A 10178-nucleotide genomic window follows, 5' to 3' on the forward strand; every position below is an offset into this window, starting at 1 on the left:
GTGGGAGGAGTTCGAGAAGGACTACGCGACGATCCGGGACCGTATCGCGCGCGTGATCCCGGGCTTCGAGGACTTCAACGCGCGCGTGGCCCGCCCCGGCGGCTTCGCCCTCCCCCACGCACCGCGCGACGAGCGCCGCTTCCCCACGGCCACCGGCAAAGCCAACTTCACCGCCGCGCCCGTGGAGTACCCGGAGCTGCCCGAGGGCCGCCTGCTGCTGCAGACGCTGCGCTCGCACGACCAGTACAACACCACGATCTACGGCCTCGACGACCGCTACCGGGGCATCCGCAACGGCCGCCGGGTCGTGCTGGTGCACCCCGAGGACGCCCGGGCCCTGAAGCTGGCGGACGGTGCGTACGTCGACCTGGTCGGCGAGTGGAAGGACGGCGTGGAGCGCCGGGCACCCGGTTTCCGCGTGGTGCACTACCCGACGGCCCGGGGCTGCGCCGCCGCGTACTACCCGGAGACCAACGTGCTGGTGCCGCTGGACGCCACGGCGGACACCAGCAACACCCCGGCCAGCAAGTCCGTAGTGGTGCGTCTGGAACAATCGGCGACCGACTGAGCGTTCGCTCAGTGATACAGGCAGCCGAGTGACGAGGACGAACGGAGCCGGGCCCGATGGGTGAGCAGCAGCATGTGAAGTTCCCGCAAGAGGTCATCGACGAGTACGCCGCGCTCGGCGTGGACCTCCTGGCCCTGTTCTCCGCGGGCCACCTGGGGAACCGGATGGGCGTCCAGATCTCCGAGGCGTCGGCGGACCGGGTCGTCGGCACGATGCCGGTGGAGGGCAACACCCAGCCCTACGGGCTGCTGCACGGCGGGGCCTCCGCGGTACTGGCCGAGACCCTCGGCTCGATCGGGTCGATGCTGCACGGCGGCAGCTCCAAGATCGCCGTGGGCGTCGACCTGAACTGCACCCACCACCGAGGGGCGCGCTCCGGGCTGGTCACGGGCGTGGCCACGCCGGTGCACCGGGGCCGGTCGACCGCCACGTACGAAATCATCATCACGGACGATAACGACAAAAGGGTGTGCACGGCCCGGCTGACCTGCCTCCTGCGCGATGTGAAGCCGGGCGACGAGGAACTCATTCGCGGCGCGAACTGACCCGCGCGGTCCGGCCGACGTAGGGAAAACCCTGGAGGGGCGGGCGCGCTCTTGTCGCGGCCGCCCCCCTGGCCTTTCACTGGCGCCACCCCCACAGGAGAAGACCCGTCCCACCCGCAGAAGGGTTCCTCTTGACCTCCGTACGCGCCTTCTCCGTCACCGCCGCGGCCTGCGCCACCGTGCTCGCCACCGCGCTGCCGTCCTCCGCCGTGAACTCCTACAACGCCACACCCGCCCCCGAACGCACCGAGGTCGGCGCGCTCGTGGCCACCTGGGACGACGACGGCGACCCCGCGACCCCCGACCGGGCCGACTGGGTCTGCTCCGGCACCATGGTCGACGCGGACACCTTTCTGACCGCCGCGCACTGCACCTCGGACTGGCCCGACAACGTGCGGTTCCACGTCTCCCTCGACCAGGACGTGCAGTCCGGGCTCGACGCGGCGGCGAGGAAGCACCCGGGCGATCCGGCCGCACAGGCCGCCGCCGTCGCCGTCCGGGGCACCGCCCACACGCACCCCGACTACCCGGGGCCCGCCGCCGACACCCACGACATCGCGGTGATCCAGCTGCCCGCCGCCGAGATGAAGGCCCGCTGGAGCTTCACCCCGGCCACCCTGCCCACCGCCAACCAGCTCGGCAAGCTGGGCCCGCAGGGCCTGAACACCACCGACTGGCTCGTCGCCGGATACGGCACCCAGGAGGCCGTCAACGGCCCCGGCGGTCAGACCCATCCGGGCGGCGGCGTCCGGATGAAGGCCCCCGTCACCTTCAACGCCCTCAACGACTCCTGGGCCCGGCTCGCGATGACCGCGCCGCAGGGCAACGGAGGCGCCTGCTACGGCGACTCGGGCGGCCCCAACTTCGCGGTGATCGGCGGCAAAAGGATCCTCGCCGCCACCACCATCACCGGCGACACCCCCTGCTACGCGACCAACGTGGCGTACCGCCTGGACACCCCCGGCGCCCGCGCCTTCCTCTCGCCGTTCGTGAAGCTGCCGTAGCCCGCACCACGCACCGCACCACGCACCGCCCCGCCGCACCGCGCACCCCGCGCAGCGGCGGGGCACCGCCGCCTTCCCCACCCCGGCCCCCTCCCCTACCGTGACCACATGAGGCTGCGGCCATGAGCGGCACCGACCCCGCCGAACCGGCCAACTCGACGGACCACGAACACAGTTGGGACGCCATCGGCACCGACGCACCACGCCCGGCCGACCGGCTCGCCGACCGCCGGCGCAGGCTCCCCGCCCGGGCGGAGAAGAGCGATCGTCGCGACGGTCATGATCGCCGTCGCCGCAGCCTGGGCCGTCGCACTCCCCCAGCCCCTCGCGCCCGACCCACATCCCCCGCCGCACGAGCCCGTCCCCGCCCCCTGGCCCGCGACCGCCACCGTCTGGCACTACCTCGGTCGCACCGAATCCCTCAACTCACCTGAAAAAGCAGGCCGTTTCCGGTTCGCCGTCACCGTCGACCGCGACCCCGCCGTCACCCTCCAGGTCGCCGGCCCGTCCTACCCGGGCCTCACCGCCCGCGCCGTTCCCGGCCCGACCGTCACCGTGCCGGCCGGCACACCCCACGGCATCACCGTGGAAATCACCGTTTCCGATTGCTCGGCACTCCCCCCGGAAGCCGACCACCCCTTTCTCGGCGTAACGCTGCGTAACGCGCGCGCAATACAACGCCACAGCTTCATCTTCGGCCGCGGCTAGGCCCGGGACCTTTCCGATCTCTTCCGGGCCGCCTGCGGAGCGAGCACCACACGATCTCAGCCATGGCCAACCGGAAGTGCGGGTTCTCAGAATGCGGACCTCGGCGAAAATCCACCAAACCCGCCGAGAGGGTCTCCGGCCGCGACCAGGCATCCACCCCGTCATAACAAGAAAGTCACAAGCGAGCCCGCGCCGCTGCCCCTGCCCTTACCCCGGGCTTAGAGTCACGGCCAGTCACCGCTCCATCGGGAGTTCGGTACCAGCGCGGCACTCACCCCCCGACCAGGGCGGGGCCTGCCTGTGAAAGGACTGATTGTGCGACAGCGTTCCTTGGTGATTCTTACCTCCGTTCTCACGACCGGAGCTCTGACTCTCACCGCCTGCGGCTCCCGAGACGACAGCGGTGACAAGGGCGGAGACAGCGGGAGCGACACCACGTTCACCATCGGCGTGGACGCCCCCCTCTCCGGTGAGAACTCCACCACCGGCCTCGGCATCCAGTACGGCGCCCAGATAGCCGTCGACGACGCCAACAAGAACAACTGGGTCCCGGGCGTGAAATTCAAGCTCAAGGCCCTGGACGACAAGGCGCAGCCCGCCACCGGCCAGTCCAACGCCACCGCCCTGACCGGCGACAAAACGGTCGTCGGCGCCGTCGGCCCGCTGAACTCCGGCGTCGCCCAGACGATGCAGCAGGTGTTCGCCTCGGCCAACATGGCCCAGATCTCCCCCGCGAACACGGCCCCCGAGCTGACCCAGGGCAAGAACTGGCAGACGGACAAGAAGCGCCCGTTCAAGACCTACTTCCGCACCGCCACCACCGACGAGCTGCAGGGCAGCTTCGCCGCCGGCTACGCGTACAACGGCCTCAAGAAGAAGAAGGCCTTCGTCGTCGACGACAAGCAGACCTACGGCGCCGGCCTCGCGAAGATCTTCAACGAGCAGTACAAGAAGCTCGGCGGCAAGGTCGTCGGCACCGACCACGTCAACACCGGCGACAAGGACTTCGGCTCCCTCGTCACCAAGATCAAGAACTCCGGCGCCGACCTGCTCTACTACGGCGGCCAGTACGACGAGTCCGCCCTGATCACCAAGCAGCTCAAGGACGCCGGCGTCAAGATCCCGCTGTTCGGCGGCGACGGCATGTTCGCCTCCACCTACATCGAGGCCGCCGGCAAGTCCTCCGAGGGCGACCTCGCCACCGCCATCGGCGTCCCCGCCGACACCCTGCCCGCCGCCAAGACGTTCATCCAGACGTACAAGGACAAGGGCTACAAGGGCGACTACGGCGCGTACGGCGCCTACGCCTACGACGCCACCACCGCCATCATCAAGGCCGTCAAGGCCGCGGCCGACGCCAACGGCGGCAAGGTGCCCACCGACATCAACGACCTGCGCTCCAAGGTCGTCGACGGTGTCCAGAAGTCCGACTTCGAAGGCCTCACCGGCAAGATCTCCTTCGACCAGTACGGCGACACCACCAACAAGCAGCTGACGGTCTACCAGGTCGAGAAGGGTGCCTGGAACGACGTGGAGACCGGCACCGCCGACCTGCAGTAGTCCGGCCCGCCACAACGCCACATCACGGGCCGCGCGGAAGGGGACCCCGACCGCGCGGCCCGTTTCCACACCCCCACACAGCACACGACCACGCGCACATCCAGTGCACACGACCACCAGCGACATGGAGGCCATGCGGTGAACACCCTGCCGCAGCAGCTGGCCAACGGGCTGCTTCTCGGCTCGATGTACGGGCTGATCGCCATCGGCTACACGATGGTGTACGGCATCGTCCAGCTCATCAACTTCGCGCACGGCGAGATCTTCATGACCGGGGCCTTCGGCGCCCTCACGGTCTACTTCTACATCCTGCCCGACGGCACCTCGATGGCCCTCGCCGTACCCCTCATGCTCCTCGGCGGCGCCATCGTGGCCATCCTCATCGCCGTCGGAGCAGAACGATTCGCCTACCGACCACTGCGCGGAGCACCACGCCTGGCACCGCTCATCACGGCCATCGGCCTCTCCCTGGCCCTCCAGGAGGTCGTGCGCAACTTCTACCCCGGCGCCGACCGCGCCCGCGCCTTCCCCGGCCTCGACGCCACCCACGACATCGGCTCCGTCACCATCAAGGACGCCGACATCTTCCTCATCCTCGCCGCCATCGGCTGCATGGCCGCCCTCGCGATCTTCGTCCGCCGCAGCCGCACCGGCCGCGCCATGCAGGCCACCGCGCAGGACCCCGACACCGCGCAGCTGATGGGCATCGACACCAACCGCATCATCGTCATCGCCTTCGCCATCGGCGGATTCTTCGCCGCCGTCGCCGCCGTCGCCTACGGACTCAAGTACGGCAACGTCGACTACCGCATGGGCTTCCTGATGGGCCTCAAGGCCTTCACCGCGGCCGTCCTCGGCGGCATCGGCAACATCTACGGCGCCATGCTCGGCGGCGTCGTCCTCGGCATCGCCGAAACCCTCGCCTCCGCCTACATCGACGAGATCCCCGGCATGCAGCAGCTCGGCGGCCAGAGCTGGGCCAACGTGTGGGCCTTCTGCCTCCTCATCCTCGTGCTCCTCTTCAGGCCACAGGGCCTGCTCGGCGAGCGCGTCGCGGACAGGGCGTGATCACATGACCGAGACGACCAAGACGCCGGCACCGGACGCCGTCCCCACCCCGACGCCCGCTCTGCGCGGTCTCATCCCGCTGCCCACCGCGGCCGCCCGCGCCCTGCTGCTCGCCGGCGGTATCGCCACCGCCGCCTCCGCGTTCCTCGCCTGGACCTGGACCGCCGAATTCCCCGGCGACCTCACCATCAACGGCTACCCCGGCGGCCTGCAGTGGCTGACCTTCACCGCCGGCATCCTCACCGCCCTGTTCGCCCTCGCCTCCTACGGCATCCGCGGCCTCGGCTGGCTCCTGCCCGCCCGCAACAACGCACCGCTCGCCCTCACCGCACTCGGCGGCTTCACCGTCACCTGGTTCACCGTCATCGCCATCAGCGCCAAGCTCGGCGGCGTCGTCAACCTCGAACCCGGTGGCTGGATCGCGGCCATCGCCTCCCTGCTGCCCGTCCTCGGAGCCTTCGCCCTCCCCCAGGAGCGCACCGGCACCGACGGCACCAAGGAAACCCTCAAGGCCTACATCGCCAAACCCGACCGCATCCCCGCCCCCCAGGCCATCGCGCCCTGGATCCAGCGGGCCGTCATCACCGTGGTCACCATCATCGGCCTCGGCGTCTTCACCTACGGCATCGACACCGAGTACGGCGAACTCTTCATCGGCTACCTCTTCGTCGTCACCTTCGCCATGTGGGCACTGCACACCGCCGGCCTCCTCGACCGGTTCTCCGCCCTCGTCGCCGCCAACCGCAGCTTCACCCTCGCCATGGGCTTCGCCGCGGCCATCGCCTTCCCCTTCACCCAGACCGACGACCACTACGCCAACATCGGCGTCAACATCCTGATCTTCGGGACCGTCGCCCTCGGCCTCAACATCGTCGTCGGCCTGGCCGGACTCCTCGACCTCGGATACGTCGCCTTCCTCGGCGTCGGCGCCTACACCGCCGCCCTCGTCTCCGGCTCCGAGTTCTCCACCATCTCCGGCGTCCACCTGCCCTTCTGGGCCTCCGCCATCACCGGCGCCGCCGCATCCCTCGTCTTCGGCGTCCTCATCGGCGCCCCGACCCTGCGACTGCGCGGCGACTACCTCGCCATCGTCACCCTCGGCTTCGGAGAAATCTTCCGCATCGCCGTCAACAACATGGACGGCGACTCCGGACCCGACGTCACCAACGGCCCGAACGGCATCGCCAACATCCCCGACCTGAACTTCCTCGGCTTCAACTTCGGCCAGGCCCATGACATCGGCGGATTCACTCTCGGCCGCTTCGCCAACTACTACCTCCTGATGGTCCTCATCATGGCCATCGTCGTCCTCGTCTACACACGCGCAGCGGACTCCCGCATCGGCCGCTCCTGGATCGCCATCCGCGAGGACGAGACCGCCGCCACCGCCATGGGCATCAACGGCTTCCGCGTCAAGCTCGTCGCCTTCGCCCTCGGCGCCGCCCTCGCCGGCCTCGCCGGCACCGTCAGCGCCCACGTCACCTACAGCGTCGTCCCCACCCCGTACCAGTTCGCCGGCTCCACCCCGCCCAACTCCGCGTTCCTCCTGGCCGCGGTCGTCCTCGGCGGCATGGGCACCGTCGCCGGCCCCCTCCTCGGCGCAGCCCTGCTCTACCTGCTCCCCGAGAAGCTGGTCTTCCTCCAGGACAAGTCGCTCCTCGCCTTCGGCATCGCACTCGTCCTCCTGATGCGCTTCCGCCCCGAAGGCATCATCGCCAACCGCCGACGCCAACTCGAATTCCACGAGACCGGCCAACTCGACGTACCCAAACAGACCACGCTGACCGACGAACCGGCCGTCACCAAGGCGGGGGCGTAACCAACATGAGCACACCTGTACTCGAAGCACGCGACGTCACGATGCGCTTCGGCGGCCTCACCGCCGTACGCTCCGTCGACTTCACGGTCAACACCGGCGAGATCGTCGGCCTCATCGGCCCCAACGGCGCCGGCAAGACCACCTTCTTCAACTGCCTCACCGGCCTCTACGTCCCCACCGAGGGCACCGTCTCCTACAAGGGCACCGTCCTCCCCCCGAAGCCCCACCTGGTCACCCAGGCCGGCATCGCCCGCACCTTCCAGAACATCCGTCTGTTCGCCAACATGACCGTCCTGGAAAACGTCCTCGTCGGACGCCACACCCGCACCAAGGAAGGCCTCTGGTCCGCCCTCCTGCGCGGCCCCGGCTTCAAGAAGGCCGAACGCGCCAGCGAAGAACGCGCCATGGAACTGCTGGAGTTCATCGGCCTCGCCCACAAGCGCGACCACCTCGCCCGCAACCTCCCCTACGGCGAACAGCGCAAGCTCGAGATCGCCCGCGCCATGGCCTCCGAGCCCGGCCTGCTGCTCCTCGACGAACCCACCGCCGGCATGAACCCCCAGGAGACGCGCGCCACCGAGGAACTCGTCTTCGCCATCCGCGACAAGGGCATCGCCGTCCTCCTCATCGAGCACGACATGCGCTTCGTCTTCAACCTCTCCGACCGCGTCGCCGTCCTCGTCCAGGGCGAAAAGCTCGTCGAAGGCACCCCCGACGTCGTCCAGGCCGACGAGCGCGTCGTCGCCGCCTACCTCGGCGAGCCCTTCGAAGGCGACCCCGGCGAAGCCGAAGCCGCCGAGGTCGAGGCCGCCGAAGCCGCCGCCGACGCGACCAGCACCACCAGCAGCACCAGCAGCACCAAGGGAGAAGCCAAGTGACCGCACTCCTCGAGGTCGAGGACCTCCGGGTCTCCTACGGCAAGATCGAAGCCGTCAAGGGCATCTCCTTCAGCGTCGAAGCCGGCCAGGTCGTCACCCTCATCGGCACCAACGGCGCCGGCAAGACCACCACCCTGCGCACACTGTCGGGCCTGCTCAAGCCCACCTCCGGGAAGATCCTCTTCGACGGCAAACCCCTCAACGGGGTCCCCGCCCACAAGATCGTCGCCCTCGGCCTCGCCCACTCCCCCGAAGGCCGGCACATCTTCCCCCGCCTCACCATCGCCGAGAACCTCCAGCTCGGAGCCTTCCTCCGCAAGGACAAGGAAGGCATCGAAAAGGACATCCAGCGCGCCTACGACCTCTTCCCCATCCTGGGCGAACGCCGCAAGCAGGCGGCGGGGACGTTGTCGGGCGGCGAACAGCAGATGCTCGCCATGGGCCGCGCCCTGATGTCCCAGCCCAAGCTCCTCATGCTCGACGAGCCCTCCATGGGCCTCTCCCCGATCATGATGCAGAAGATCATGGCGACGATCTCGGAGCTGAAGTCCCAGGGCACGACGATCCTCCTCGTCGAACAGAACGCCCAGGCCGCGCTCTCCCTCGCCGACCAGGGCCACGTCATGGAGGTCGGCAACATCGCCCTCTCCGGAACCGGGCAGGACCTGCTGCACGACGAGTCCGTGCGCAAGGCGTACCTGGGCGAGGACTGACGTCCCAGCCGTACACAAAAGAGGCCCGCGCCCTTCCGAACGGAAAGGGCGCGGGCCTCTCGCTGTGCTCTCAGCCCTTGTTGGCCTTCTTCTCGTCGGCGTCCTCGATGACCGCCTCCGCGACCTGCTGCATCGACATCCGGCGGTCCATCGACGTCTTCTGGATCCACCGGAAAGCCGCCGGCTCCGACAGCCCGTACTCCGTCTGAAGAATCGACTTCGCCCGGTCCACGAGCTTGCGCGTCTCCAGCCGCAGCGTGAGGTCGGCGACCTCCTTCTCCAGCTCCTTCAGCTCCGTGAACCGCGACACGGCCATCTCGATCGCCGGCACGACATCCGTCTTGCTGAACGGCTTCACCAGATACGCCATCGCACCCGCGTCCCGGGCACGCTCCACGAGATCCCGCTGCGAGAACGCCGTCAGCATCAGCACCGGCGCGATGCTCTCCTCCGCGATCTTCTCCGCCGCGGAGATACCGTCCATCTTCGGCATCTTCACGTCCAGGATCACCAGATCGGGCCGGTGCTCACGCGCCAGCTCCACCGCCTGCTCACCGTCACCGGCCTCACCGACGACGCTGTACCCCTCCTCCTCCAGCATCTCTTTGAGATCGAGCCGGATCAGCGCCTCGTCCTCGGCGATGACGACCCGCGTCGTCATCGGAGGCACGTGCGACTTGTCCTCATCAGGCACGTCAACAGGCTGGGGCGACTCGGGGGCACTCACGTGGGCTCCTTGGTAGGGGCAGGCCGGTACTGCTCCCAAGAGCGTACCTAGCTGCGGTATGGTGGTCAGGCAGTGGGTCGAGGTCAACCTTGGATTCACCGGGCCCCGGTAGCCCAATTGGCAGCAGGCAATGGATTCAAAACCCATACAGTGTCGGTTCGAGTCCGACCCGGGGCACTTTTCCTTGGTTTCCAAGGTCACCACTCCAAAGCGGATGCCCACGTTCTCGTGAACATCCGCTTTTTGCTGCGTGTCGCCATGACCGCGCTCCCACAGTGACTACATGTACGACGCCAGCACACGCAAGCGAGCACTCGCACTGGTGGCCCAGGGCCGCAGCCTCAACTCGGTGAGCCGTGAAACGGGCATCTCACGGGCCGCGATTCGATCCTGGAAAGCCCGCCTCGAGCCACTGCCCCGCATGGCGCCGCCCGACCCCGGACCACCTGCCGATGAGGCCGCGTACGCCTACCTGCTGGGCCTCTATCTCGGTTGTCGCCGTTCCGTGAACCGTGACCCCCTATCGGTCGATGAAAAGTGACCCCTTCCGTGATCAAGTGATCAGTCTGGCTCCATGGGAGTCAGGTG

At 68.5% G+C, this 10178-nt stretch carries 10 protein-coding genes, 1 tRNA gene and 1 pseudogene; 11 read left to right on the forward strand and 1 reads right to left on the reverse strand.

Annotation, left to right across the window (positions count from 1 at the left end; genetic code table 11):
- From ABZ281_RS21590 to ABZ281_RS21630, 9 genes are all read left to right on the forward strand, one after another.
- The coding region (locus ABZ281_RS21590) for a molybdopterin dinucleotide binding domain-containing protein (protein WP_356657746.1) at window positions 1-568 on the forward strand (568 nt) is incomplete at its 5' end.
- A 56-nt stretch (window positions 569-624) separates the two neighbouring features.
- Window positions 625-1113, forward strand: coding sequence for a PaaI family thioesterase (locus ABZ281_RS21595; RefSeq protein WP_356657748.1), 489 nt, complete (start codon window positions 625-627; stop codon window positions 1111-1113).
- Window positions 1114-1244: 131 nt separating this feature from the next.
- The gene (locus tag ABZ281_RS21600; RefSeq protein WP_356657750.1) at window positions 1245-2117 is read left to right on the forward strand and encodes a trypsin-like serine protease; all 873 of its coding nucleotides are present in this window, start codon (window positions 1245-1247) and stop codon (window positions 2115-2117) included.
- A 279-nt stretch (window positions 2118-2396) separates the two neighbouring features.
- Window positions 2397-2825 carry a hypothetical protein gene (locus ABZ281_RS21605; protein ID WP_356657752.1) on the forward strand — a complete coding sequence of 143 codons (429 nt, stop codon included), beginning with the start codon at window positions 2397-2399 and terminating at the stop codon, window positions 2823-2825.
- Window positions 2826-3155: 330 nt separating this feature from the next.
- A complete protein-coding gene (locus ABZ281_RS21610; protein WP_356657763.1) occupies window positions 3156-4385 on the forward strand; it encodes a branched-chain amino acid ABC transporter substrate-binding protein in 1230 nt (409 codons plus the stop codon).
- 138 nt (window positions 4386-4523) lie between these two features.
- Window positions 4524-5453 (forward strand): branched-chain amino acid ABC transporter permease, encoded by a 930-nt coding sequence (locus ABZ281_RS21615; protein WP_356657754.1) that lies wholly within the window; start codon window positions 4524-4526, stop codon window positions 5451-5453.
- Window positions 5454-5457: 4 nt separating this feature from the next.
- Window positions 5458-7272: a branched-chain amino acid ABC transporter permease gene (locus ABZ281_RS21620; protein WP_356657757.1), complete on the forward strand. Its 1815-nt coding sequence runs from the start codon at window positions 5458-5460 to the stop codon at window positions 7270-7272.
- A 5-nt stretch (window positions 7273-7277) separates the two neighbouring features.
- A complete protein-coding gene (locus ABZ281_RS21625) occupies window positions 7278-8150 on the forward strand; it encodes an ABC transporter ATP-binding protein (protein WP_356657759.1) in 873 nt (290 codons plus the stop codon).
- Window positions 8147-8863 (forward strand): ABC transporter ATP-binding protein, encoded by a 717-nt coding sequence (locus ABZ281_RS21630; protein WP_356657761.1) that lies wholly within the window; start codon window positions 8147-8149, stop codon window positions 8861-8863. The genes ABZ281_RS21625 and ABZ281_RS21630 overlap by 4 nt, the downstream gene beginning before the upstream one ends.
- Window positions 8864-8933: 70 nt before the next feature.
- Here ABZ281_RS21630 and ABZ281_RS21635 read toward each other — a convergent pair whose 3' ends face one another.
- Window positions 8934-9590 (reverse strand): response regulator, encoded by a 657-nt coding sequence (locus ABZ281_RS21635; RefSeq protein WP_030852998.1) that lies wholly within the window; start codon window positions 9588-9590, stop codon window positions 8934-8936.
- Between the two features lie 102 nt (window positions 9591-9692).
- On the opposite strand from ABZ281_RS21635, the gene ABZ281_RS21640 reads away from it, so the two are divergent.
- Both ABZ281_RS21640 and ABZ281_RS21645 read left to right on the forward strand, forming a co-directional pair.
- Window positions 9693-9767: transfer RNA gene (locus ABZ281_RS21640), tRNA-Leu, on the forward strand.
- Window positions 9768-9873: 106 nt separating this feature from the next.
- Window positions 9874-10086 (forward strand): annotated as a pseudogene (locus ABZ281_RS21645) (helix-turn-helix domain-containing protein); the annotation flags it as partial.
- Window positions 10087-10178: the final 92 nt, after the last annotated feature.

This window comes from Streptomyces sp. NPDC006265, assembly GCF_040613555.1.
GTDB lineage: Bacteria > Actinomycetota > Actinomycetes > Streptomycetales > Streptomycetaceae > Streptomyces.

Coding starts and splice junctions, on each gene's coding strand:
- ABZ281_RS21595 (WP_356657748.1), top strand. CDS start 625: ATGGGTGAGCAGCAGCATGTGAAGTTCCCGCAAGAGGTCATCGACGAG.
- ABZ281_RS21605 (WP_356657752.1), top strand. CDS start 2,397: ATGATCGCCGTCGCCGCAGCCTGGGCCGTCGCACTCCCCCAGCCCCTC.
- ABZ281_RS21620 (WP_356657757.1), top strand. CDS start 5,458: ATGACCGAGACGACCAAGACGCCGGCACCGGACGCCGTCCCCACCCCG.
- ABZ281_RS21625 (WP_356657759.1), top strand. CDS start 7,278: ATGAGCACACCTGTACTCGAAGCACGCGACGTCACGATGCGCTTCGGC.